Source organism: Oharaeibacter diazotrophicus (assembly GCF_004362745.1).
GTDB lineage: Bacteria > Pseudomonadota > Alphaproteobacteria > Rhizobiales > Pleomorphomonadaceae > Oharaeibacter > Oharaeibacter diazotrophicus.
In genome coordinates this window covers 1,703,681-1,727,209 of record NZ_SNXY01000006.1, presented here as the reverse complement: position 1 = coordinate 1,727,209, position 23,529 = coordinate 1,703,681, and the positions used below count along the sequence as shown (strand labels likewise).

Annotated in this window: 22 protein-coding genes; 17 read left to right on the top strand and 5 right to left on the bottom strand. The window is 72.5% G+C overall.

The features are described from left to right. Position 1: 1 nt before the first annotated feature. The 4 genes from EDD54_RS08095 to EDD54_RS08080 all read right to left on the bottom strand — a co-directional run bounded on the left by EDD54_RS08095 (position 2) and on the right by EDD54_RS08080 (position 5,656). Positions 2-745, bottom strand: coding sequence for a trehalose-phosphatase (locus EDD54_RS08095; RefSeq protein WP_126541552.1), 744 nt, complete (start codon positions 743-745; stop codon positions 2-4). Further along, positions 738-2,036 carry a glycerate kinase type-2 family protein gene (locus EDD54_RS08090; RefSeq protein ID WP_126541553.1) on the bottom strand — a complete coding sequence of 433 codons (1,299 nt, stop codon included), beginning with the start codon at positions 2,034-2,036 and terminating at the stop codon, positions 738-740. Before EDD54_RS08090 ends, EDD54_RS08095 begins: the two co-directional genes overlap by 8 nt. 111 nt (positions 2,037-2,147) lie before the next feature. After that, a complete protein-coding gene (locus tag EDD54_RS08085) occupies positions 2,148-4,676 on the bottom strand; it encodes a glycosyltransferase (RefSeq protein ID WP_126541554.1) in 2,529 nt (842 codons plus the stop codon). Continuing rightward, entirely contained in the window at positions 4,676-5,656 is a 981-nt protein-coding gene (locus tag EDD54_RS08080) for a glycosyltransferase family 2 protein (RefSeq protein ID WP_126541555.1), read from the bottom strand. Before EDD54_RS08080 ends, EDD54_RS08085 begins: the two co-directional genes overlap by 1 nt. 237 nt (positions 5,657-5,893) lie before the next feature. On the opposite strand from EDD54_RS08080, the gene rpe reads away from it, so the two are divergent. The 17 genes from rpe (at position 5,894) to atzF (ending at position 22,823) form a co-directional block, all read left to right on the top strand. Then, the gene (gene rpe / locus EDD54_RS08075; protein WP_126541556.1) at positions 5,894-6,553 is read left to right on the top strand and encodes a ribulose-phosphate 3-epimerase; all 660 of its coding nucleotides are present in this window, start codon (positions 5,894-5,896) and stop codon (positions 6,551-6,553) included. Continuing rightward, the gene (gene gph / locus EDD54_RS08070; protein ID WP_126541557.1) at positions 6,550-7,233 is read left to right on the top strand and encodes a phosphoglycolate phosphatase; all 684 of its coding nucleotides are present in this window, start codon (positions 6,550-6,552) and stop codon (positions 7,231-7,233) included. The genes rpe and gph overlap by 4 nt, the downstream gene beginning before the upstream one ends. Positions 7,234-7,240: 7 nt before the next feature. Next, on the top strand, positions 7,241-8,041 hold the full coding sequence (locus EDD54_RS08065) for an HAD-IA family hydrolase (protein WP_126541558.1): 801 nt from the start codon (positions 7,241-7,243) through the stop codon (positions 8,039-8,041). Positions 8,042-8,322: 281 nt separating this feature from the next. Then, positions 8,323-9,438, top strand: a complete 1,116-nt coding sequence (locus tag EDD54_RS08060; RefSeq protein WP_126541559.1) for a BMP family ABC transporter substrate-binding protein — start codon at positions 8,323-8,325, stop codon at positions 9,436-9,438. A 234-nt stretch (positions 9,439-9,672) separates the two neighbouring features. Further along, positions 9,673-10,773 carry an ABC transporter permease gene (locus EDD54_RS08055; protein WP_126541560.1) on the top strand — a complete coding sequence of 367 codons (1,101 nt, stop codon included), beginning with the start codon at positions 9,673-9,675 and terminating at the stop codon, positions 10,771-10,773. Between the two features lie 3 nt (positions 10,774-10,776). After that, on the top strand, positions 10,777-11,697 hold the full coding sequence (locus tag EDD54_RS08050) for an ABC transporter permease (RefSeq protein WP_126541561.1): 921 nt from the start codon (positions 10,777-10,779) through the stop codon (positions 11,695-11,697). Positions 11,698-11,723: 26 nt separating this feature from the next. Continuing rightward, positions 11,724-12,746: a formamidase gene (locus EDD54_RS08045; RefSeq protein ID WP_126541562.1), complete on the top strand. Its 1,023-nt coding sequence runs from the start codon at positions 11,724-11,726 to the stop codon at positions 12,744-12,746. Positions 12,747-13,019: 273 nt separating this feature from the next. Then, positions 13,020-13,739, top strand: coding sequence for a biuret amidohydrolase (gene biuH, locus EDD54_RS08040; RefSeq protein WP_126541563.1), 720 nt, complete (start codon positions 13,020-13,022; stop codon positions 13,737-13,739). Next, a complete protein-coding gene (atzD, locus tag EDD54_RS08035; RefSeq protein ID WP_126541564.1) occupies positions 13,739-14,857 on the top strand; it encodes a cyanuric acid amidohydrolase in 1,119 nt (372 codons plus the stop codon). Before biuH ends, atzD begins: the two co-directional genes overlap by 1 nt. Further along, positions 14,854-16,389, top strand: coding sequence for an ABC transporter ATP-binding protein (locus EDD54_RS08030; protein ID WP_207620472.1), 1,536 nt, complete (start codon positions 14,854-14,856; stop codon positions 16,387-16,389). Before atzD ends, EDD54_RS08030 begins: the two co-directional genes overlap by 4 nt. Positions 16,390-16,774: 385 nt before the next feature. Then, positions 16,775-17,446 carry a cysteine hydrolase family protein gene (locus EDD54_RS08025; RefSeq protein WP_126541565.1) on the top strand — a complete coding sequence of 224 codons (672 nt, stop codon included), beginning with the start codon at positions 16,775-16,777 and terminating at the stop codon, positions 17,444-17,446. After that, positions 17,446-17,640, top strand: a complete 195-nt coding sequence (locus tag EDD54_RS08020) for a DUF4089 domain-containing protein (RefSeq protein WP_165644660.1) — start codon at positions 17,446-17,448, stop codon at positions 17,638-17,640. Before EDD54_RS08025 ends, EDD54_RS08020 begins: the two co-directional genes overlap by 1 nt. After that, positions 17,637-19,040, top strand: a complete 1,404-nt coding sequence (locus EDD54_RS08015) for an AtzE family amidohydrolase (protein ID WP_126541567.1) — start codon at positions 17,637-17,639, stop codon at positions 19,038-19,040. Before EDD54_RS08020 ends, EDD54_RS08015 begins: the two co-directional genes overlap by 4 nt. An 82-nt stretch (positions 19,041-19,122) precedes the next feature. Then, positions 19,123-19,887: a 5-formyltetrahydrofolate cyclo-ligase gene (locus EDD54_RS08010; protein ID WP_126541568.1), complete on the top strand. Its 765-nt coding sequence runs from the start codon at positions 19,123-19,125 to the stop codon at positions 19,885-19,887. Between the two features lie 4 nt (positions 19,888-19,891). Continuing rightward, positions 19,892-20,287, top strand: a complete 396-nt coding sequence (gene hpxZ, locus EDD54_RS08005; protein ID WP_126541569.1) for an oxalurate catabolism protein HpxZ — start codon at positions 19,892-19,894, stop codon at positions 20,285-20,287. Then, entirely contained in the window at positions 20,284-20,970 is a 687-nt protein-coding gene (locus EDD54_RS08000) for a GntR family transcriptional regulator (protein WP_126541570.1), read from the top strand. Before hpxZ ends, EDD54_RS08000 begins: the two co-directional genes overlap by 4 nt. Before the next feature lie 62 nt (positions 20,971-21,032). Then, positions 21,033-22,823, top strand: coding sequence for an allophanate hydrolase (gene atzF, locus EDD54_RS07995; protein WP_126541571.1), 1,791 nt, complete (start codon positions 21,033-21,035; stop codon positions 22,821-22,823). A gap of 296 nt (positions 22,824-23,119) precedes the next feature. Here atzF and EDD54_RS07990 read toward each other — a convergent pair whose 3' ends face one another. Then, positions 23,120-23,509 carry a hypothetical protein gene (locus tag EDD54_RS07990; protein WP_126541572.1) on the bottom strand — a complete coding sequence of 130 codons (390 nt, stop codon included), beginning with the start codon at positions 23,507-23,509 and terminating at the stop codon, positions 23,120-23,122. Positions 23,510-23,529: the final 20 nt, after the last annotated feature.

Sequence of the window (23,529 nt, the reverse complement as noted above, 5' to 3'; positions counted from 1 at the left end):
GTCAGTAGGCGGCGATCCAGGCGGAGAGGACGGCCCAGACGGCCTCGTGGTCGGGCAGGCGGGCGTCGACGCAAGGGGCGGGGCGGCCGACGCTGACGCCGAAGCCGCCGTGGTTGCGGGCGGCGACGAAGGCGGGTTCGTCGGGCACGTCGTCGCCGATGTGGACGGGCACGCGGCCGGCACAGGCGCCGTCGACCATGAAAAGCGACAGTGCGCGGCCCTTGTCGGTGTCGCGCGGGACGATGTCGACGGCGACGCGGCCCGGCATCACCTTGAAGGCGCCGTCGGCGCGGTCCTCGGCGAGGGCGATCAGCTGGCCGACGGCGGGGTCGCGCGGGTCGAACACCAGCGCCATGCCGCCGGGCTTCCACTCGATCTCGATGTGCGGGAAGTAGAGCGCGACGTCCTCGGCGATCTTCTCGTAGATGCGGCGCTCCTCGGCCGTCAGCACCGGCATCACCCGCTTGCCGCCGGGATAGCGGCGGTCGGCGCCCTGCAGGCCGGCGACAGGCAGGTGCAGCGGCGCGAACATGGCGTCGACCGCGTCGACCGAGCGGCCGGTCAGGATCACCGTCGCGCCCGCGGTCGCCTTCTGGACGCGGGCGAGCAGGTCGAGGCGCGGGCGCGGGATGCCGCGGGCACGGTCGGCCGCGGTCGGGCCGATCAGCGTGCCGTCGACGTCGAGGAAGAGCGCGATGCGGTCCGGAGGCGGCAGGCGGGCGACGAGGGAGGCGGTATCACTCAATCAGGACGGCCCTGAAGTCGTTGACGTTGGTGCGGGTCGGCCCCGTCACCAACAGGTCGCCGATCGAAGCGAACGCCGTGTAGGCGTCGTTGGCGGCGAGCCAGGACTTCGGGTTGGTGCCGCCGGCGAAGAGCCGGTCCGCGGTCGTACCATCGCAGAAGGCGCCGGCGTTGTCTTCCGTTCCGTCGATGCCGTCGGTGTCGGCGGCGAGACCGTGGACGCCGGAGAGGCCGGCGATTCCGATCGCGAAGGACAGCAGGAACTCGACGTTTCGGCCGCCGTGGCCGCCCTTGGAGCGCACCGTCACCGTGGTCTCGCCGCCCGACAGCACCACGCAGGGGCGCTGGAACGGCTGGCCGCGGGCGACGATCTGGCGGACGAGCGCGGCGTGGACCGCGCCGACGTCGCGCGATTCGCCCTCGATCGAATCGGAGAGCACGTGGGCGGGCAGGCCCGCGGCGCGCACCGCCGCGGCGGCGGCGTCGAGCGACATCTGCGCGGCCGCGATCACCACGTGGGTGTCGCCGGCAAAGTCGGGATCGTCGGGCTTCGGGGCGTCGGCGGCCTCCGAGTTCAAGAAGGCGAGCGCCTCGGCCTGCAGATCCATGCGGTAGCGCTCGACGATGGCGAGGGCGTCGGCGCGGGTGGTGCCGTCGGGAATGGTTGGGCCGGAGGCGACCAGCGCGGGGTCGTCGCCGGGGATGTCCGACAGCACCAGCGAGTGGACGCGCGCCGGATGGGCGGCGCGGGCGAGCCGGCCGCCCTTGATCAGCGACAGGTGCTTGCGCACGCAGTTCATCTCGTGGATCGAGGCGCCGGAGGCGAGCAGCACCCGGTTGACCGCGCGCTTGGCCTCGCGGCCGACCGCGTCCGGCGGCAGCGACAACAGCGAGGACCCGCCGCCCGAGATCAGCGCCACGACCTGGTCGTCGGGCCCGAGGTCCTTCACGAGGTCGAAGATGCGGCCGGCGGCGGCGGCGCCCTTCTCGTCGGGCACCGGATGGGCGGCCTCGACGATCTCGACGTGCGCGCAGGGGTGGGCGTGGCCGTAGCGGGTGACGACGAGGCCCTCGAGCGGACCGCGGCCGGCCGCGGTCCAGGCCGCCTCGAAGGCCGCGGCCATCGCGGCCGAGGCCTTGCCGGCACCGACCACCACGGTGCGGCCGGCGACGACGGGGGGCAGGTGGGCGCCGATCACGCGGGCCGGATCGGCGGCCGCGACGGCGGCGTCGTAGAGGCTCCTCAGAAACGCGCGCGGATCGTCGATCAACTCCCGTCCTCCCGAAGGCATGGCGCGCCGCCCCCGCGACGGACCGCCGACCCCACTTGAAGGACGACGGGCCCGGGTTCGTAAAGGCCGTCTTCGGTCGCTGCGACGTTTGATGCCAGTGCCCGCGCCGGTTCAGGCCCGGCCGGCGACGACGAGGCCGTGGCGCCGGCCGTGGTCGAGACCGTCGACGAGGGCGAGCGTCTCGGCGGCGGCGCGCGACCAGGAATAGCCGCGCGCGTTGGCGCGGCCGGCCCGGGCCAGCCGGTCGCGCAGCGCCGGATCGCCGGCGAGGTGCGCCATGGCGGCGGTGAGCGCGTCGGGATCGTCCAGCGGCACGAACAGCGCGCCGGCGCCGGCGACCTCGCGCAGGATCGGGATGTCGGCGGCGATCACCGGCGTGCCGAGGGCCTGCGCCTCCAGCACCGGCAGGCAGAAGCCCTCCTTGCGCGAGGGCACCACCAGCGCCACCGCGGCCCGGATCGCCGACCGGAGTTCGGCGTCGGGGAGCGCGCCGAGGGCCACGAAGCCGGCCGGCATCGGGTTGGCGGCCGCCCAGCGGGCGATCGCGCCGCCGCGGTCGCTGCCGATCCAGCGCACCACCGGACGTTCGCCCCGGCGCTCGGCGCGGGCGAGGGCGTCGAGCAGGCCCTCGGCGTTCTTGTTCGGCTGGATGTTGGCGACCATCAGGAAGTCGGCCGGCGGACCGGCGGGCGGGTCGCGGTCGTCGTCGCGGAACTTCGAGGCCTCCTTGACCACGGTGCAGCGGCCGGCGAAGGCCGGCATCAGGGCGCGCGCCTCCTCGCGGGTGGCGTCGGAGACGCAGACGACGGCGCGCGAGACCAGCGCCGACCAGCGCCACGCCAGGAGCGCGTAGACCACGCTGCGCAGCGGACGCTGGCTGCGGTCGAAGTCGTAGAAGTCGTGGATGGTGACGATCTGGTCGATCACCGGCAGCGGCGCGCCGACGGGGGTAGCGGAGAGATAGGTGCGGGCGCCGGCGAGCCGGGCGGCGATCACGGCGCCCTGGTGGACGAGCGGCTCGTAGAGCTTGAACGGCAGGCCGCGCGGCTTGCCGGGCAGGCGGACGATGCGCGCGGCGTCGAGCCCCGGCAGCAGCGCCGGGTCGACGTTGGTGTAGACCGTGACCGGCCGGCCCGCCGCGGCGGCGATCGCCGGGAACAGACCGGCGGCGTAGCTGGTGATGCCGGTGATGCGGTCGGGGTCGGTGGATACGAGCGCGAGCGCGACGCCGCGGCGGTCGGGCGCTTCCAGGAGCAGGGCGACGGCGAGCGAGGCGGCGCAGGCGAGGACGCCGACCGCGCCGATCAGCGCGACGACGGCGAGCGCGGGCAGGTCGTCGAACAGGTGGTTGCGCAGCACCATGCCGACGGCCTCGACGGCGAGGCCGAGCACGGCGGCGACGACGATGGCGCGGCCCGGCAGGGCCACCGGCGCCAGCCGGCGCGACAGCAGCACGGTGACCGCCAGCGCGGCGAGCGCGCCGCCGGCGAACATCCGCGCGGCGGTCCAGGCCGGATCGGCGCCGGCGAAGGCCCAGCCGATCGCCGCCGACGTGGCGGCACCCGCGACGAGGGCCGGCAGCTGGCGCAGGTTGCGCTCGTGCATGTGGAAGACGGCGTCGAAGGCGAAATACTTGAGGTTGAGCGCGACGGCGCCGAGGGCGACCCAGGGGATCACGTCGTGGAAGGCGTCGCGGTAGGCGTCCGGGAACAGGGCGAGGGCGACGGCGTCGCGCGCCGACAGCAGCGTGCCGACGGCCGGCAGGAACACCGCCGCGAGCAGCGCGACCTGCCGGCGCAATTCGCCCTCGGCCTCGCGGTGGCGGCCGGCGTTCCAGAGCGCGGCGAGGCGGACGAAGGCGCCCTGGTTGAAGGCGGTGCCGAGGATGTCGAAGCCGGCGCGGCCGACCGTGAAGGCGGCGACGTAGACGCCGAGGCTCGCGGCGTCGCCGAGCGACTTCAGCATCGCCTTGTCGAGGCCGGCGATCACCTGAGAAAGGACCGTGAGGGCGACCAGCGGGGCCGCGTAGGCGGCGACCCGGCGCAGCGGCACCTTCCGCGGCAGCCGCGGGTCGGTGGCGGCGAGGCCGACGGCGAGCGCGGCGAGGCCGACGACGGCGGTGCCGAGGCTGGCGAGCAGCGAGGGCAGCAGGAACTCGCCGGAGAGCCGGAAGCCGGCGAGCGAACCGACCAGCACGGCGAGGGCGCGCAGCGTCTCGAGCAGCGACGCCCGGCCGGCGGCACCGGTAGTCTGGACCAGCGTCAGGCCGAAGCGGGTGAGCGTGGTGGCGCCGACGTAGGCGCCGGCGGCGAGGGCGACCGTGCCGGCCCGCTCGGGGGCGAGCCAGCCGGCGATCGCCGCGGTGCCCGCGACCGCCACGACGGCGCAGGCGGCGAGCACGCGCGCCATCGCGAGGGCGAAGCCGCGCGACACGCCGGCCTCGCCGGCGCCGAAGCGGGCGAGGGCGACGCGGATCCAGTTGGCGGCGGACTGGTCGGCGAACTCGCCGATCAGCATCACCAGCGCGAAATAGCCGAAGGCCGCCGGCGCCAGCGCGTGGGTGGCGGCGAAGGTGACCAGGAAGGCGCCGCCGCGCGCCAGCGCGACCGACGGCAGGTAGATCAGGAAGGAGCGGAGCATCACGGCCTCCAGGCGAGATCGCGGAGCGGCAGGACGGCGCAGGCGAGCGCCACGGCGAGGATGTTCTTCGTCCGGCGCCAGCGGCCGAGGTGGCCGGCGCGGCCGAACTTGCGGACCGCGGCGACGAAGAGCTCGGTCCAGGCGAATTCGCTGAACACCGCGCCGCCCTTGCAGGCGATCAGGTCGCGCCAGGTGTAGGCGTCGACGAGGTCCTGCCAGCGCGCCGGCGCCTCGCCCCGGGTGGCGAGCCAGGCGTGCAGATGGCGGTAGTGGGCGAGGGCGAAGCCGACGACACGGGCCCGGCGGACCCGGTCGACCCGCGCCCCGAGCGCCGAGACGTTGGCGCCGTGGACGCGGTAGACGCCGAGCACGGCGTCCAGGCAGACGACGTCGCCGGTCCAGGCGGCGGCCCAGGAGGCGTAGCCGTCGAAGCTGAAGGAGCCGTCGTCGAGGAAGGCGAACAGCTCGCGCAGGAAGTCGGTGCGGTAGGCGTTGCCCGAGGTCGGCGGCGCCGGGATGCCGCCGTGGGCGGCGATGTGTCCGGCGGCGCCGGTGCGCCGGAACGGTTCCTCCGGCAAGAGGCCGATCGGTCGCTCGGCGCGGTCGCGGCACTCCAGGCGGTACATCACGGCGTTCGGCCTGTCCGCGCCGATCGCCGTCGCGATCGCCGCACAGGCGCCCGGCGCCAGCCGGTCGTCGGCGTCGAGCGCGATCACGTAGTCGGTGGCGATCGACGGCAGCACGGCGGCGATCGCCGAGTTCTGGCCGCCGTTCTCCTTGGCGACGACACGGTAGTTCGCGGCGGCGAAGCCGCGCGCCACCGTCAGGGACCCGTCGGTCGAGCCGTCGTCGACCACGACGATCTCCACCGCCGGCCATGTCTGGTTCAGGGCGGATTTGATGGCCGAAGCGACGAATTCGACATAGTTGTAGTTCGTGACGACGATCGTGAAGGACGGTTTATTCTGAGTCAGAAACATTTGGATACGTTCCTGATACGCTTAGTTACAATTGAAAGATCCTGATTGATTTGAACTATAGTTCTCTCGTTCTTGTCAAAACGCTTCGTCGGGGAGCGTTAACAGGATGGTGACGAGATCTTGCAGCGGGATCGGATCGTTCCGCCGAATCCACGGGTTCCGCCGCCGGACGGGCTGGTGTATGGACCGGCCGTCCGAACCGAGCCGTCCGAGCAGACCCTGGGGAGCCGTCGTTCCATGTCCGTGCTGATCGCACCGTCGATGCTGTCGTCCGACTTCGCGCGGCTGGCGGAGGAGTTGAGGGCGATCGAGGCGGCCGGGGCGGACTGGATCCACCTCGACGTCATGGACGGCCACTTCGTGCCGAACATCACCTTCGGTCCGCCGGTCATCAAGGCGATGCGCCCGCACACGGCGCTGCCCTTCGACGTGCACCTGATGATCGAGCCGGCCGATCCCTTTCTCGCCGCCTTCGCCGACGCCGGCGCCGACGTGATCTCGGTCCACGTCGAGGCCGGACGGCACGTCCACCGCTCGCTGCAGGCGATCCGCGGGCTCGGTCTCGAGGCCGGCGTGGTGCTGAACCCGGGCACGCCGGCCGAGGCGATCGAGTATCTCCTCGACGAGACCGACCTCGTGCTCCTGATGACCGTGAACCCGGGCTTCGGCGGGCAGGCCTTCATCCCGGCGGTGGTCGAGAAGGTGCGGCGGGTACGCGCGCTGATCGGCGACCGGCCGATCCGGATCGAGATCGACGGCGGCGTCTCGGTCGAGAACGCCGGCGTGCTGGCGGCGGCCGGGGCCGACGTGCTGGTGGCCGGCACCAGCGTGTTCCGCGGCGGCGCGGCGGCCTATGCCGCCAACGTCGCGGCGCTGAAGACGGCGGCCGCCCGATGAGCGCGCCCGCCACCCCCGCTCCCGCGCTCGTGTTCGACCTCGACGGCACGCTGGTCGACAGCGTGCCGGACATCGCCGGCGCCCTCGCCGAGTTGATGGAGCGCCACGGCCTCGCGCCGCATCCGCGCGCGGCGGTGGTGCGGATGATCGGCCACGGCGTCGGCAACCTCGTCGAGCGGGCCTTCCTCGCCCACGACGTCCGCCTCGACGCCGCCGCCCACGGCGCGGCGGTCGAGGAGTATCTCGGCCTCTACGAGCCGCGCGCGACGCGCGACACCCGGCTGTTCCCGGGCGTCGAGGCGGCGGTGCGCGCCTTCGCCGCGGCCGGGGTGCCGATGGCGGTGTGCACCAACAAACCGACCGCGGTGTCGCGGGAAATCGTCGCCCATTTCGGTCTCGACGACGTTCTGCGCGTGGTCGTCGGCGGCGACTTCGGGCCGCCGCGCAAGCCGGCGCCGGATCTGCTGCAGAAGGCGGTGGAACTTCTCGGCGCGACCGCGCATCATTGCCTGATGGTCGGCGACAGCGGCGCGGACGTCGCGGCCGCGCGCGCGGCGGGGATGCCCGTCGTGGTCGTCGACTACGGCTACACGGCGGTGCCGCCGGCGGAACTCGGCGCCGACCGGGTGATCGGCGACTTCGCCGACCTCGCCGACGCGGTGCGTGACCTTCTGGGGTGACGGGGCGATGTCCGGGCTCAAGGCGCTGATCTTCGACGTCGACGGCACGCTGGCCGACACCGAGGAAGTGCACCGTCAGGCCTTCAACGCCGCGTTCAGGGCGTTCGGCCTGCCGTGGTCGTGGGACCAGGGCTTCTATCGCCAACTGCTGCTGGTGTCGGGCGGGCGCGAGCGGATCCGCCACTTCGTCGACACCTACGTGCCGGAGATGGCGGCCGAGGGCCTCGCCGCGATCAACGAGATCCACGTCCGCAAGAGCGCGCTCTACGCCCGCATGATCGACCAGCGCGCGGCCCGACTCCGGCCGGGCGTCGAGCGGCTGATCGACGAGGCCAACTCGCGCGGGCTGAAGCTGGTGCTGGTGACGACGTCGTCGATCGCCAACGCCGAGGCGGTGATCATCGCCAACCTGGAGCCGGCCGGGCTCGACCTGTTCGACGCCATCGTCGGCGGCGAGACGGTGGCGAACAAGAAGCCGGCGCCGGACATCTACCGGATGGCGCTGGAGCGGCTCGGCCTGCCGGCGCGCGCCTGCGTCGCCTTCGAGGACAGCCTCAACGGCCTGAAGGCGGCCAACGCCGCCGGGCTGCGCACGGTGGTGACGCCTTCGACCTATACGCAGGGCGCCGACTTCACCGGCGCCTTCGCCCTGATCTCCCACCTCGGCGACCCGTTCGAGCCCTACGAGCACTTCGCCGGGGCCGGCGAGGGCGATCGGATGGTCACCGTCGGGGCGCTGCGGCGCTGGATCGACGACGACGACGACATGCGCAGCCTGCTGACGATCGGCGGTCGGTCGATCTATTGAGCGGCTGCCCGCGGAGCGGGCAGGGTCGAGGTGCGAATTGCACAAATCGAAGGCGTCGGCGGGGTGATTGTATGCAATCGTCCTCGGCGGCGCCGTGGCCACGGCGGCGCCGGTTCGCGGCAGCGCCGGACGTGCCGCGGCAAGTGCGCGTAAATGAAAGGTGAATCCCGGCGGGGCCGTCCCGTGGGCCGGACTGGCACGGCGGTTGCTCTCCATGTCGTCAGGCGCAGCGGCCCGTGAGGTCGCCACCGACGCCCGACACAAGGGGGAATTCCGGAGTCATGATCTCTCGTCCGTTCGATCGCCGCACGTTCCTGAAGGGCACCGGTCTCGGCCTCGCCGGCCTCTCCACCGGCCTGATCACCACGCTGCCGGCCCGCGCCGAGGCGCTGACCATCGGCATCCTCTACGTCGGGGCCAAGGACGACTTCGGCTGGAACCAGGCCCACGCCGTCGCCGCGGCGGCGCTGAAGCAGGTGCCGGACGTGACCGTCGTGGAGGAGGAGAACGTTCCCGAGACCGTCGCCGTCGCCCAGTCGATGGAGTCGATGATCTCGCTCGACGGCGCCAAGCTGATCTTCGCGACCTCGTTCGGCTACTACAACCCGTTCATGCTCGACATGGCGAAGAAGTATCCGGACGTGCAGTTCCGCCACGCCGCCCCGCTGTGGACCGACAAGGACCCGACGAACGCGGGCTCCTACTTCGGTCAGCTCGATCAGGCGCACTACATCGACGGCGTCGCCGCCGGCCTCTCGACCAAGTCGAACAAGCTCGGCTTCGTCGCCGCCAAGCCGATCGGCACCGTGCTGCGCAACATCAACTCCTTCGCCCTCGGCGCCAAGAAGGTGAACCCGAACGCGACCGTGCAGGTGATCTTCACCGGCGACTGGTCGATGCCGGTGCGCGAGGCCGAGGCCACCAACGCCCTGGTCGACGCCGGCTGCGACGTCATCACCTGCCACGTCGACGGCCCGAAGGTGGTGATCGAGACCGCCGAGAGCCGCGGCGCCAAGACCTGCGGCCACAACGCCTCCCAGGCCCCGCTCGCGCCCAAGGGCTTCATCACCGGCGCCGAGTACAAGTGGGAGACGATCTACAAGGACTACGCCGCCAAGCTCGCCAAGGGCGAGGCGCTGCCGAACTTCATCGGCGGCGGCTTCGACCTCGACTTCGTGCAGTCGACCCCCTACGGCGCCGGCGCCACCCCGGAGGCGATCGCCGCCGCCGACGCCGCGCGGGCGGACGTCAAGGCCGGCAAGCCGATCTTCGTCGGCCCGATCAAGAAGCAGGACGGCTCGGTGCTGGTCGCCGAGGGCGCCTCGCTCGACAACTACGCGCCGGAGCTGAACGCGACGGACTACCTGATCGAGGGCGTGGTCGGCTCGATCACCTGAGCCGGGCTGCGGGTCGACCGTCGACGGCTCGCGCGCGGGCCCCCTCTCCCTGTCCCTCCCCCTCCAGGGGGGAGGGGACGCGATTGGGATCGCACGGCCGACGATCACCCGGTCCGCACACCGCCGACGCTGGCGCTCCCTCCCCCCTGGAGGGGGAGGGTCGGGGGGAGAGGGGGGAGCCGAGGGCTCCCCGTTCGACCGCAACGATCTCCGACCGTCCAACCCGGAGTCCCCATGGCCGACACGACCGCATCCGCGCCGCCTTCGGCGGGCCTCGCCGAGAGCCTCGACCGCCTGCGCCGCTCGTCCGAGTTCGTCGTGATCCCGCTCCTGGCGCTGGTCGCCTCGGCGATCCTGTTCGGGCTGTTCCTGCTCGCCGTCGGCAAGAACCCGCTGACCTTCTATTCGCTGGTCTGGACCGGCGGCTTCGGCACCGCCTTCTCCTGGCAGAACACGCTGGTGCGCGCCTCCCCGCTGATCCTGACCGCGCTCTGCGTGGCGATCCCGGCCCGGCTCGGCATGACCGTGATCGGCGGCGAGGGCGCCCTGGTGCTCGGCGGCTTCGCGGCGGCGGTGTCGGCGATCCCGCTGGTGGGCGTGCTACCGCCGGTGGTGGTGATCCCGGTGATGGCGGTGTCGGCGGTGATCGCCGGTGGGCTCTGGATCGGCTTCGTCGGCTTCCTCCGGCACTACCGCGGCATCAACGAGACGATCTCGTCGCTGCTCCTGACCTACATCGCCTATTCGATCCTGAACTTCTTCGTCGAGGGCGCGCTGCGCGACCCCTCCGACCCCAACAAGCCCTCGACCATGCCGATCGGGCCCGACTACATGATCGGGTCGATCCCCGGCACGAGCGTGCACTGGGGCCTCGTCGCCGGCCTCGTCTGCGCCGCCGCGACCTGGGTCCTGATGAACCGCACCACCTTCGGCTTCGCCGCCCGCATCACCGGCGGCAACGTCCGCGCCGCGATGGCGCAGGGCCTGCCGGTGGGGCGGCTGATCGTGATCTCGACGGCGCTGGCCGGCGCCTTCGCCGGCCTCGCCGGCTTCTTCGAGGTCGGCGCGATCCACGGCAAGGCCAACGCCTCGCTGATCGCCGGCTACGGCTTCACCGGCATCCTGGTGTCGTTCCTCGCCCGCCACAATCCGCTCGCCATCGTGCCGGTGGCGATCTTCCTCGGCGGCCTCGCCGCCGCCGGCGGCCTCGTCCAGCGCCGCATGGGCCTGCCCGACGCCACCGTGCTGGTGCTGCAGGGCCTGATGTTCGTGGTGCTGCTCGTCTCCGAGACGCTCTACGGCCGCTTCTCGATCTTCAAGGCGCGGGGGACCTGATCCATGGACGACGTCGGCCTCTCCACCGTGCTGCTCGCCATGCTGGCGGGCGCGATCCGGGTCTCCACACCCTTCCTGTTCGTCTCGCTCGGCGAGTGCCTGACCGAGAAGTCGGGCCGCATCAACCTCGGCCTCGAGGGCACCATGGTGTTCGGCGCCATGGCCGGCTACGCCATCTCCTACGAGACCGGCAACCCCTGGCTCGGCGTGCTGGTCGCCGGCTTCTCCGGCACCCTGTTCGGGGCGCTGCACGGGGTGATCTGCGGCCTGCGCCTCGTCAACGACATCGCCATCGGCATCGCGCTGATGCTGTTCGGGCGCGGCCTCGCCTTCTTCTTCGGCAAGGACTACATCCAGCCGGTCGCGCCGCGGCTGCCGGCGATCGAGTTCGGCTGGTGGGCCTCCGACCCCAACCTCGCCAAGGCGCTCGAGATCAACCCGCTGTTCCTGATCGGCATCGCGCTCGCGATCGCGATGTGGTGGGCGTTCCGCTCGACCCGGGTCGGGCTGATCGTGCGCACCACCGGCGACAGCGCCCCGGCGGCGCTGGCGCTCGGCATCGACGTCAAGCTGGTCCGCCTGCTCGCGACCGCGGCCGGCGGCTTCCTCGCCGGCGTCGGCGGCGCCTTCCTGTCGCTGTTCTACCCGGGCTCCTGGACCGAGGGCCTGTCGTCGGGCCAGGGCCTGATGGCGGTGGCGCTCGTGATCTTCGCGCGCTGGAACCCGCTCGCCTGCTTCGGCGCGGCGCTGCTGTTCGGCGCGGCCGGCGCGCTCGGGCCGGCGCTGCAGTCGATCGGCATCACCCGCGGCTACCACTTCTTCAACGCCGCGCCCTACGCGATGACGCTGGTCATCATGATCCTGTCCATCTCGCCGAAGCGCAGCCTGAAGGGCGCGCCGGGCGAACTCTCCATCACCAAGTGACCTTGGCACCAAGCGAGGCGGGAACGATGAACGGGCTCGGTGGTCTCAACAAGTCCGAGAACGGCGTGGTGATCGGGCTGGTGCAATTGCAGCTGCCGGTCGTCGCGACGCCGGCGGATCTCGCGGCGCAGACGGCGAAGATCGTCGCCATGGTCGGCAAGGCCCGGCGCAACATGGCGACCATGGACCTCGTGGTCTTCCCCGAATACGCCCTGCACGGCCTCTCGATGGACACCAACCCGGCGATCATGTGCCGGATGGACGGGCCGGAGGTCGCGGCCTTCCGGGCGGCCTGCGCCGAGCACCGGATCTGGGGCTGCTTCTCCATCATGGAGTACAACCCGAACGGCAATCCCTACAACGTCGGGATCGTGATCGACGACCAGGGTGCGGTGAAGCTCTACTACCGCAAGCTCCATCCCTGGGTGCCGGTCGAGCCGTGGGAGCCGGGCGACCTCGGCATTCCCGTGATCGACGGGCCGAAGGGCGCCAAGCTGGCGCTGATCATCTGCCACGACGGCATGTTCCCGGAGATGGCGCGCGAGTGCGCCTACAAGGGCGCCGAGATCATGCTGCGCACGGCCGGCTACACCGCGCCGATCCGCGACAGCTGGCGCTTCACCAACCAGGCCAACGCCTTCCAGAACCTGATGGTGACCGCCAACGTCTGTATGTGCGGCTCGGACGGCACCTTCGATTCGATGGGCGAGGGCATGATCGTGAACTTCGACGGCACGGTGCTCGCCCACGGCACTACCGGCCGGGCCGACGAGATCGTCACCGCCGAGGTTCGGCCGGACCTCGTGCGCGAGGCGCGCACCGGCTGGGGCGTCGAGAACAACATCTACCAGCTCTGGCACCGCGGCTACGTGGCGGTGAAGGGCGGGGCGATGGACTGCCCCTACAGCTTCATGAAGGACATGGTGGCCGGCACCTATCGGCTGCCGTGGGAGGACGCGGTCAAGGTGGTCGACGGCACCTCCTGCGGCTTCCCGGCGCCGGAGCGGGCCTACGGCGAGAGCGCGGCGACGGCGGAAGCGGCGGAGTAGCGCGATGCACGGGATCGATCTTGTGCTCAGGTGGTGGCCGGACGGGCGCGACGGGGGCGGTGCGCGAGTGGCCGGCGACGGTGCGCGGGCGTCCGGCGGCGGTGCCCCCTCTCCCTGCCCCTCCCCCTCCGAGGGGGAGGGGACGATTGGGGGGCCGCTCGCCTGCGCTGCCGACGCGGTATCGGGTTCCGGGCGCGCGGCCGTGTCCCCACGTCGTCCCTGCGAGCGGGACGCGTCCGGCTTCCCCCACAACTTCACCTGCGGAGTGCGGTCATGACCACCCTCGACGAACGGGTCGACGCGGCCCAGGTGCCGGGCGGGCGGACCGCGGCCGCGGAGCCCTACGCGTGGCCGTTCGACGGTGATCTCCGGCCGGAGAACACCGCGCTGATCGTGATCGACATGCAGACCGACTTCTGCGGCAAGGGCGGTTACGTCGACTGCATGGGCTACGACCTGTCGCTGACGCGCGCGCCGATCGAGCCGATCGGCGCGCTGATGGCGGCGATGCGGGCCAAGGGCTACACCATCGTCCACACCCGCGAGGGCCATCGGCCGGACCTCTCCGACCTGCCCGCCAACAAGCGTTGGCGCTCGCAGCGGATCGGCGCCGGCATCGGCGACCAGGGGCCGGCGGGCCGGATCCTGGTGCGCGGCGAGCCGGGCTGGGAGATCATCCCGGAACTGGCGCCGTTGCCCGGCGAGGTGATCATCGACAAGCCCGGCAAGGGCTCGTTCTGCGCCACCGACCTCGAGCTGATCCTGCGCCTGAAGGGCATCCGCAACGTGGTGCTGACCGGCATCACCACCGACGTCTGCGTCCACACCACCATGCGCGAGGCCAACGACCGCGGCTTCGAGTGCGTGATCGTCGCCGACTGCTGCGGCGCCACCAAGCACGACAACCACCTCGCCGCCCTCGACATGGTGAAGATGCAGGGCGGGGTGTTCGGCGCCGTCACCACCAGCGCGGCGCTGATCGAGGTGCTGTGATGGTGTTGCGCCGGGCCTTCGTCCACCGCTTGCCGGCCGCCGCGCCGGACGACGTCTCGGCGCTGGAGGCGGCGATCGCGGACGGGCGGATCGATCCGGCCGGCGTCGTCGCCATCCTCGGCAAGACCGAGGGCAACGGCTGCGTCAACGACTTCACCCGCGCCTTCGCGGTGCGCGCCCTTTCCGACGCCCTCGCCGGCCACGTCGGCCGCCCGGCCGCGGCGGCTGTGTCGCTGGTGATGTCCGGCGGCACCGAGGGCGGGCTGTCGCCGCATCTCCTGGTGCTGGAGCGCCGGTCCGCCGAAGAGACGGGCGACGCGCCCGGGCCGGCGCTGGCGATCGGCGCGGCGCACACGGGCGACCTTCCCGCCGAGGATCTCGGCCGACGCGGTCAGGTCGAGATGGTCGCGGCGGGCGTGCGCGCCGCCATGGCCGACGCCGGCCTCGACGATCCCGCCGACGTCCACTTCGTCCAGATCAAGTGCCCGCTGCTCACCGCCGACCGGGTCCGCGCCGCCGAGGCGCGCGGGGCGACGACGGCGACGCGCGACACGCTGAAGTCCATGGGCCTGTCGCGCGGGGCCTCGGCGCTCGGCGTCGCGGTGGCGCTCGGCGAGATCGACCGCGACGCGGTCGACGACGTGGCGATCGGGCGCGACTTTTCGCTGTGGTCCGGGCGGGCGAGCACGTCGGGCGGGGTCGAACTCCTCGGCCACGAGATCGTGGTGCTCGGCACGGGCCGCGGCTGGGTCGGACCGCTTTCGGTCGACCACGCGGTGATGGCCGACGGCATCGACGTCGAACCGGTGCGCGCAGCGCTGCGCCGGCTCGGCCTTGCCGCCGACGGCCAGCTGGCCGCGGCCGAGCGCGGCCGCCTCGTCGCGCTGCTCGCCAAGGCCGAGGCCGGCTCGACCGGCCGGCTGCGCGGCCTGCGCCACACCATGCTCGACGACAGCGACATCTCGTCGACCCGCCACGCCCGCGCCTTCGTGGCCGGGGCGCTCGCCGGGCTCGTCGGACACGCCGAGATCTTCGTCTCGGGCGGAGCCGAACACCAGGGACCGGACGGCGGCGGACCCGTCGCCGTGATCGTCGACCGTGAAGGAGTGATGGGATGAGCGCCCTCGAAAAGCCGGCCCCGCGCGCGATCGGTCTCGAGACCCGGGGGATGACCAAGATCTTCGGCGCGCTGACCGCGCTCGACACGGTGTCGATCGACGTCAAGCCGGGCTCGTTCCACGCCCTCCTCGGCGAGAACGGCGCCGGCAAGTCGACGCTGGTGAAGTGCATCATGGGCTTCTACCAGCCGACCCGCGGCGAGGTGCTGGTGAACGGCGCCAAGGTGGAGATCCCCAACCCGAAGGCGGCGCGCGACCTCGGCATCGGCATGGTCTACCAGCACTTCACGCTGGTGCCCTCGCTGACCGCGACCGAGAACCTCGTCATCGCCCGCGCCGACGTGCCGGCGGTGATCGACTGGAAGGCCGAGCGGCGCCGGCTCGAGCAGCTGTTCGACACCATGCCGTTCAAGGTGCCGCTCGACGTGCCGGTGTCGTCGCTGGCGGCGGGCGAGAAGCAGAAGCTCGAGATCCTGAAGCAGCTCTACCTCGACCAGCGCTTCCTGATCCTCGACGAGCCGACCTCGGTGCTGACCCCGCAGGAGGCCGACGAGATCCTCGGCCTCGTGCGCGGCATGACCGAGCGCGGCGACCTCACCGTGCTGATGATCAGCCACAAGTTCCGCGAAGTCACCCAGTTCGCGGACGACGTCACGGTGCTGCGCAAGGGTGCCTACGTCGGCTCGGCGCCGGCCAAGAGCCTGACGGTGGCCGAGATGAGCCGGATGATGATCGGCGACATGAAGCTGCGCGAGCGCGCCGCCCGGCGCGACAGCGGCGAGAGCCCGGTGGTGCTGGAACTCGCCGGCCTGTTCGCCGAGGACGACGAGGGCCTGCCGGCGATCGAGGCGGTTAGCCTGAAGGTCCACGCCGGCGAGATCGTCGGCATCGCCGGCGTCTCGGGCAACGGCCAGTCCGAGTTGATCGAGTGCCTGTCGGGCCAGCGCCCGCTCGCCGACGGCCGGCTGTTCGTCAAGGGCCAGCCCTACGAGCCGGAACGCGAGAAGATGGCCGCGTTCAAGGTCTACGGCCTGCCCGAGGAGCCGCTGAAGAACGCCGCGGTGCCGCGGATGAGCGTCGCCGAGAACCTCGCCTTCCGCTCGTTCGACCGCCCGCCGATCTCCAAGCGCAAGCCGTGGCTGTCGCCGGGGCCGATGCGGGCGAAGGCCAAGGAACTGATCGCGGCCTACCGGGTCAAGACGCCCGGGCCGGACGAGCCGATCCAGAACCTCTCCGGCGGCAACGTCCAGCGCGCCATCCTCGCCCGCGAGCTGTCGGGCGAGGTCGAGGTGCTGGTGGTGGCCAACCCCTGCTTCGGGCTCGACTTCGCCTCAATCGCCGAGATCCGCGGCCAGATCATGGACCAGCGCAACCGCGGGGCGGCGGTGCTGCTGGTGTCGGAGGATCTCGACGAGATCCTCGAACTCGCCGACCGCGTCGCGGTGATGAGCGAGGGCAAGATCGGCTACATCGCACCGACCGCCGAGACCGACCGCAACACCATCGGCATCCACATGGCGGGGCACCATTGATGGGCGGGGCGGGGGTGCGGGCGGCGTGGACGGCGACTCGCGTGGGGTTCCCCCTCTCCCTGTCCCTCTCCCACAAGGGGAGAGGGGACGCGGTGGGGAGGTCGTGCCCGGGTGACGGGTCGCGGGGTTCGGCGGGGGATTGGTCGCGCGTGGGGCTACCCCTCTCCCTGTCCCTCTCCCACAGGGGGAGAGGGGACGCGGTTCGGACCGCGCGCCTCGGCCACGATGGCGTGCCGAACACGGCGCGTGGTCGACGGTCCGATGCAATGATGTCCACATCGTCCCCTCTCCCCTTGTGGGAGAGGGACTGGGAGAGGGGTGGTGGCGCCGACGCTTCCCGGAGCCGCGCCGTCCGTAGCACCGCCGACGCAGGGAGACAGCCGACGTGATCACCGTGCCCGCCGCCCCGTTCGCCTACGAGCTCGATCCCGCCCGCACCGCGCTGGTGGTGATCGACATGCAGCGCGACTTCGTCGAGCCCGGCGGCTTCGGCGAATCGCTCGGCAACGACGTCACGCGCCTGCAGGCGATCGTGCCGACGGTCGCGGACCTCCTCGGCCTCTTCCGGGCCAAGGGCTGGCCGATCGTGCACACCCGCGAGAACCACGCGGCGGACCTCTCGGACTGTCCGCCCGCCAAGCGCGACCGCGGCGAGCCGTCGCTACGGATCGGCGATCCCGGGCCGATGGGCCGGGTGCTGATCCGCGGCGAGCCCGGGGCGGAGATCGTGCCGGAACTGGCGCCGCTGCCGGGCGAGCACGTGATCGACAAGCCCGGCAAGGGCGCGTTCTACGCCACGCCGCTCGGCGACCTCCTGAAGGAACTCGGCGTGACCCACCTCGTCTTCGCCGGCGTCACCACCGAGGTCTGCGTCCAGACCACGATGCGCGAGGCCAACGACCGTGGATACGTCAACCTTCTGATTGAAGACGCGACCGAGAGCTATTTTGCTGCCTTCAAGGAGGCCACCCTCGCCATGATCCGGGCGCAGGGCGCCATCGTCGGCTGGTCGACGCCGTTCGCCGCGCTCGCCGACGCGGTCTCCAAGGAGGCATGATGAGGACACCGGAATTCGACGCCGCCGCGCACGTGGCGCACATGGAGGCCGTCGTCGGCCTCGAGATCGCCCCGGAGTGGCGCGACGGCGTGATCGCCAACGTCGCGACCGCGCAGCGCATGGCTGCCCTGGTGCTCGACTTCCCGCTCGCCGACGACGTCGAGCCCGCGGGCAACTTCGAGGCCGGCCGATGACCATGGATCCCCTCGACGGCACCGCTGCGGAGATCGCGGCGCTGGTCTCGCGCGGCACGATCACCGCGCGCGACGTCACCCGCCGGGCGCTCGACCGCATCTCGCAACTCGACGAACGGGTCAACGCCTTCACCGACGTCACCGCCGTGCGCGCGCTCGCCGAGGCCGACGCGGTCGACGCCCGCGTCGCCGCCGGCGAGGTGCTGCCGCTCGCCGGCGTGCCCTACGCGGTCAAGAACCTCTGCGACCTCGAGGGCGTGACGACCCGCGCCGGCTCGAAGATCAACCGCGACAATTCCGTCGCCGGCCACGACGCCACCGTGGTGGCGAAGCTGAAGGCCGCCGGCGCGGTCTGCCTCGGCGCCCTCAACATGGGCGAATACGCCTACGACTTCACCGGCCGCAACGCCCACGACGGCGACTGCCGCAACCCGCACGACCTCGGCCGCATGACCGGCGGCTCGTCGTCGGGCTCGGGCGCGGCGGTGGCGGCGGGCATGGTGGCGCTGGCGATCGGCTCGGACACCAACGGCTCGATCCGGGTGCCGTCGTCCTTCTGCGGCACCTTCGGCCTGAAGCCGACCTTCGGGCGGATCTCCAGGGCACGCTCGTTCCCGTTCACCGCCAGCCTCGACCACCTCGGGCCGTTCGCCCGTTCGGCGGCCGACCTCGCGCTCGCCTTCGACGCGCTGCAGGGGCCGGACCCGCTCGACCCGCACCAGGCCGACCGGCCCGTGCTGGCGACCGCCGGGCTCGTCGGCGCGGGCACGGCAGGGCTCCGGATCGCGATCGCCGGCGGCTATTTCCGCGGCCAGGGCTTCGACACCGCCGACCGGGCGGTCGACGCGGTGGCGGCGGCGCTCGGCACCGACCGGATCGTCGAGATCCCGGAGGCGGCGCGGGCGCGCGCGGCGGCCTTCCTGATCACCAACGTCGAATCGGCGACGCTGCACCTGTCGCGGATCCGCAGCCGTCCCGGCGACTTCGACCCGGAGACCCGCGACCGCTTCATCGCCGGCACCATGGTGCCGGCCGGCTGGTACGTGGCGGCGCAGCGCTTCCGCTCGTGGTACCGGGCGGCGGTGAACCGGCTGTTCGAGGAAGTCGACGTGGTGCTCGCCCCGGCGACGCCGTTCCCGGCGCTCGGCCTCGACGAGACCACGATGACGGTGAACGGCAAGCCGGTGCTCGCGCGCCAGAACATCGGCATCTTCACCCAGCCGATCTCCTTCGCCGGCCTGCCGGTGGCCTCGGTGCCGATCTGGCTCGCGGGCGAGCGGATGCCGATCGGCGTGCAGGTGATCGCCGCACCCTGGCGCGAGGACGTGGCGCTGCGCGTCGCCGCCGCGCTGGAGGCGGCCGGGGTGGCGAAGGCCCCGATCGCGATGGTCGAGGAATGAGACCCTTCTCCCCCGGGATCGGCGGACGGCCGGTCCCGGGGGAGAACGGGGGAACGGGCGCGTGGACGAGGAACGTAGGGACATGAGCGAGGAGGCCCGCTGGGCGGGGCGCAACGGGACCAAGGACGCGCTGCGGCACGAGGTGTGGACGCGGCTGGTCGAGACGGGCGTGGCGGTCGGGCCGGCGGCGAGCCGGATCCCGAACTTCGCCGGGGCGGACCTCGCAGCGCTGCACCTGTCCCGGGCGCCGGAATGGAAGGCGGCGCGGATCGTCAAGTGCAACCCGGATCCGCCGCAGATCCCGGTGCGCCTGCGTGCGCTCTACGACGGCAAGATCGTCTACGCCCCGGTGCCGGAGCTGACGAAGGGCTTCCCCTTCGTCCGGCTCGACCCGGCCGACCTCGAGGCGAGGGGCGTGCAGTTCGAGCTCGCCGCCACCAGCCAGGGCTTCCTCGAGCACGGCACGCCGGTCGAGTTCGACGAGATGGAGCCGCTCGACTTCGTGGTGGTGGGGTCGGTGGCGGCGACGCGCGCCGGTGGGCGCACGGGCAAGGGCGGCGGCTTCGCCGACCTCGAACTCGGCATCTTCCGCGAGATCGGCATCGTCACCGCCGCGACGCCGATCGCGACCTCGGTGCACTCGGTCCAGGTGGTCGCGGACGAACGCGTGCCCATGCTCGGCCACGATTCCGCGCTCCACTATGTCGCGACCGAGCGCGAACTGATCGTCACGGGCACCCGTCATCCTCAGCCCGCCGGCGTCGCCTGGGACGTGGTAGAGGACGACCAGTACCGCGACATTCCCTTCCTGCGGGCCCTGCGCGCCCGCATCGAGAGCCGGACGTGAGGCGATGGAGATCGACATTCCCCACGTGAAGGCCGAGGTCGAGGCCGTGTTCGCCGAGTACGAGACGGCGCTGGTCGGCAACGACGTCGCCGTGCTCGATCGGCTGTTCCTCGACGCGCCGACGACGATCCGCTACGGCGGCGGCGAGAACCTCTACGGTTACGCGGAGATCATGGCCTTCCGCGCCGCCCGTTCGCCGGCGGGGCTGGCCCGCCGGCTGGAGCGCACCGTGATCACCACCTACGGCCACGACTTCGCGGTGGCCGCGACCCTGTTCCGCCGCGACGGTGCCCCCGGCAAGGTGGGGCGGCAGATGCAGACCTGGGTGCGCACGCCCGAGGGGTGGCGCGTGGTCGCCGCCCACGTCAGCGTCGTCGACGATCCCGAGGCGGCACGGTGAGCGCGACCGGCGACCTCGGCGAGCGGCGCGGGCGCACGCTGACCGACGACCTGCGCCTGACGCTCGCCGACGAGATCGTCAGCGGCCAACTCGCACCGGGCACCGCGCTGGACGAGACGCGGATCGCGACGCGCTTCGGGGTGTCGCGCACGCCGGTGCGCGAGGCGCTGCGCCAGCTGGCGGCGAGCGGGCTGGTCGAGATCCGCCCGCACCGGGGTGCGGTGGTGGCGCGGCTGTCGACCGAGCGGCTGCACGAGTTGTTCGAGGCGATGGGCGAGCTCGAAGCGGTCTGCGCCGGCCTCGCGGCGCAGTCGATGACGGCGTCCGAACGGCGCAACCTCACCGAGATCCACGAGTTGCTGCGCGACCTCGTCCACGCCGGCGATCCGCAGCGCTACCACGAGATCAACGAGAGCTTCCACACCGCGATCTACCTCGGCGCCCACAACGGCTATCTCGCCGAGGTGACGCTGTCGGCGCGGATGCGGCTGCAGCCGTTCCGCCGCGCCCAGTTCCGCACCCTCGGTCGCCTCGCCCGCTCTTACGAGGAGCACGAGCGCATCGTGCGCGCCATCGACCGCGGCGACCGCGCCGCCGCCGAGGCGGCGATGCGCGAGCACATCGGCACCGTCGAACAGGCCTTCGACGAATACGCCCTCGGCGGCCCCGAGCCGTCGCCCTGACACCCCGTTCTCCGCCGGCCGATGCCGTCGGCGCCCGTTTTCCCGGAGCTTCCGATCCGCCCATGACCGATCTCGCCCTCGACCTCGTCCGGCTCCGCGCCGCCTACGCCGGCGGGCTCGCGCCCGCCGACGTGGTGCGGGAGGTCTACGCCCGCATCGCGGCGGCGGCCGACCCCGGCATCTTCACCGCGCTGACGCCGGAGGCCGAGGCGGTGACCGCCGCCGAGGCGCTCGGAGCCTTCGACCCGGCGCGCCCGCTCTACGGCGTGCCCTTCGCGGTCAAGGACAACATCGACGTCGCCGGTCTGCCGACCACGGCGGCCTGCGCCGAATACGCCTACGTGCCCGCCGCCGACGCCACCGCCGTGGCGCGGCTGAAGGCAGCCGGCGCGATCGTGATCGGCAAGACCAACCTCGACCAGTTCGCCACCGGCCTCGTCGGCGTGCGAACGCCCTATCCGGTGCCGGTCAACGCCTGCGACCCGGCGCTGGTGCCGGGCGGCTCGTCGTCGGGCTCGGCGGTGGCGGTGGCGCGCGGCCTCGTGTCGTTCGCGCTCGGCACCGACACGGCGGGCTCCGGCCGGGTGCCGGCGGCGCTCAACAACGTCGTCGGCCTGAAGCCGACCGTCGGCGCGGTGCCGACCCGCGGCGTGGTGCCGGCCTGCCGCACGCTCGACTGCGTCTCCGTGTTCGCGACGACCGTCGACGACGCCCACGCGGTGTTCACGGTGATGGCCGGCTACGACCCGGCCGATCCGTGGTCGAAGGACGTGCCGCGCGGGCCGGTCGCCCATCCGCCGGTGCTGCGCGTCGGCCTGCCGACCGCGGAAAGCCTACGCTTCTTCGGCGACGACATCGCGCGCGCGGCCTTCGACGAGAGCGTCGCCGATCTCGCGGCCCTCGGCGCGACTTTCGTGCCGGTCGACCTCGAACCGTTCTACGCGGTGGCGGACCTGCTCTACGAGGGCGCCTGGGTCGCCGAGCGCTACGCGGCGATCCGCGGCTTCTTCGAGGCGAACGAGGACAAGGTCCACCCGGTGACGCGGGCGATCGTCGGCGGCGCGCGGTCGCGCTCGGCGGCCGACGCCTTCGACGGTCTCTACCGGCTCGCGGCGGCGCGGCGGGCGCTCGACCCGGTGCTCGCCGGCATCGACCTGATGGTGGTGCCGACCTACCCCTCGCCGGTGACACTCGACGAGATCGCGGCCGAGCCGATCGCCGCCAACAGCCGGCTCGGCACCTACACCAACTTCGTCAACCTGATGGACCTCTCGGCCCTCGCCGTGCCCGGCCGCTTCCGCTCCGACGGCCGGCCCGGCGGCGTGACGCTGATCGGCCGTGCCGGCGCCGACGGGCTGCTCGCGGCGGTGGGGCGTCGGCTGCACGCGGCGGTGCGGCCGACGCTCGGCGCGACCGGCCTGACGCTGCCGGACGCACCGCCGCCGGCGGCGGGCGTGCCCGACGGCCTCATCCCGATCGCGGTGGTCGGCGCCCATCTCTCCGGCATGGCGCTGAACGGCCAACTGACCGGCCTCGGCGCGGTGTTCGTGCGCGCCGGCGAGACCGCGCCGGACTACCGCTTCTACGCGCTGCCGGGCGGCCCGCCGCACCGGCCGGGCCTCGTCCGCGTCGCGCCGGGCACGGGCGGGCGCATCGCGCTCGAGGTGTGGGCGCTGCCGCCGGCCGGCTTCGGCCGCTTCGTGGCGGCGATCCCCGCACCGCTCGGCGTCGGCGTCGTCCGCCTCGCCGACGGCACGTCCGTGCAAGGCTTCCTGTGCGAGGCGGCGGGCGCGGAAGGCGCCACCGACATCACTGCCACCGGCGGCTGGCGCGCCCACGTGGCCGCGGGCTGACGGGGGAGCGGTAGTGGCCGGGTGCGGCCATGCGGGGAACGGCGTCGCACTGCGGGCATCGCCAGGGGGCTGCGCGTTCTCCACCACACTCCGGACCCGGCTTGGTCCGCGTAGGCGGACCATCTACGACGTGGCCATGAAATGTGCCGGCGGACGTGGAGCGAAGACTCTCGTGGGTGGTCCGCCTACGCGGACCAAGTCGGTTTGGAGGAGGGAGGGCTGTGCCGAGCGCGAGAAGCGCGCGCCGGCGGGCCTTGCTGTCGCCCGACACGCACCGGGCGCCGCTCGGCCGGCCTTCAGTTCGGCGCGGCCATGCCGTCGACCTGGACGATGGCGACGTCGGGGTCGGCGAACAGGCGTTCGATCTCGTCGGGCTTCGCGTCGAGGGCGAAGCTCGGGATCAGGGTGTGGCGGCGCAGGTCCGGCATGTCGGTGCGGCCGAAGGCGCGCATCAGCACCGCGTCCTGGGCGCTGCGGATCTTGGCCTCGTCGGTCTTGTCGGCCTCGGCCATCCTCAGGATGACGATGATGCGCACGGTGCCCCAGCGCTGCGCTTCGCGGATCAAGATGTCCTTCGGTCCGCGTACGCCGCCGTCCGCTGCCATCGCCCCGCCTCCGATCGTCGTCGTGGCGAGGATCGCCGCGGCGAGCGCGAGGACGTGCCGCCGGGTCGTGCTGGTCGCCATGTCGTCCCTCCCTGATCGCC

Bases quoted from the DNA above. Each gene is read 5' to 3' on its own strand.
- EDD54_RS08055 (WP_126541560.1), top strand. From the start codon at position 9,673: ATGGCCGACACGACCGCATCCGCGCCGCCTTCGGCGGGCCTCGCCGAG.
- EDD54_RS08085 (WP_126541554.1), bottom strand. From the start codon at position 4,676: ATGCTCCGCTCCTTCCTGATCTACCTGCCGTCGGTCGCGCTGGCGCGC.
- atzD (WP_126541564.1), top strand. From the start codon at position 13,739: ATGGTGTTGCGCCGGGCCTTCGTCCACCGCTTGCCGGCCGCCGCGCCG.
- EDD54_RS08020 (WP_165644660.1), top strand. From the start codon at position 17,446: ATGAGGACACCGGAATTCGACGCCGCCGCGCACGTGGCGCACATGGAG.
- atzF (WP_126541571.1), top strand. From the start codon at position 21,033: ATGACCGATCTCGCCCTCGACCTCGTCCGGCTCCGCGCCGCCTACGCC.
- hpxZ (WP_126541569.1), top strand. From the start codon at position 19,892: ATGGAGATCGACATTCCCCACGTGAAGGCCGAGGTCGAGGCCGTGTTC.
- EDD54_RS08010 (WP_126541568.1), top strand. From the start codon at position 19,123: ATGAGCGAGGAGGCCCGCTGGGCGGGGCGCAACGGGACCAAGGACGCG.
- EDD54_RS08045 (WP_126541562.1), top strand. From the start codon at position 11,724: ATGAACGGGCTCGGTGGTCTCAACAAGTCCGAGAACGGCGTGGTGATC.
- EDD54_RS08065 (WP_126541558.1), top strand. From the start codon at position 7,241: ATGTCCGGGCTCAAGGCGCTGATCTTCGACGTCGACGGCACGCTGGCC.
- EDD54_RS08060 (WP_126541559.1), top strand. From the start codon at position 8,323: ATGATCTCTCGTCCGTTCGATCGCCGCACGTTCCTGAAGGGCACCGGT.
- biuH (WP_126541563.1), top strand. From the start codon at position 13,020: ATGACCACCCTCGACGAACGGGTCGACGCGGCCCAGGTGCCGGGCGGG.
- EDD54_RS08030 (WP_207620472.1), top strand. From the start codon at position 14,854: ATGAGCGCCCTCGAAAAGCCGGCCCCGCGCGCGATCGGTCTCGAGACC.
- rpe (WP_126541556.1), top strand. From the start codon at position 5,894: ATGTCCGTGCTGATCGCACCGTCGATGCTGTCGTCCGACTTCGCGCGG.
- EDD54_RS08015 (WP_126541567.1), top strand. From the start codon at position 17,637: ATGACCATGGATCCCCTCGACGGCACCGCTGCGGAGATCGCGGCGCTG.
- gph (WP_126541557.1), top strand. From the start codon at position 6,550: ATGAGCGCGCCCGCCACCCCCGCTCCCGCGCTCGTGTTCGACCTCGAC.
- EDD54_RS08090 (WP_126541553.1), bottom strand. From the start codon at position 2,036: ATGCCTTCGGGAGGACGGGAGTTGATCGACGATCCGCGCGCGTTTCTG.
- EDD54_RS08080 (WP_126541555.1), bottom strand. From the start codon at position 5,656: ATGTTTCTGACTCAGAATAAACCGTCCTTCACGATCGTCGTCACGAAC.
- EDD54_RS08050 (WP_126541561.1), top strand. From the start codon at position 10,777: ATGGACGACGTCGGCCTCTCCACCGTGCTGCTCGCCATGCTGGCGGGC.
- EDD54_RS07990 (WP_126541572.1), bottom strand. From the start codon at position 23,509: ATGGCGACCAGCACGACCCGGCGGCACGTCCTCGCGCTCGCCGCGGCG.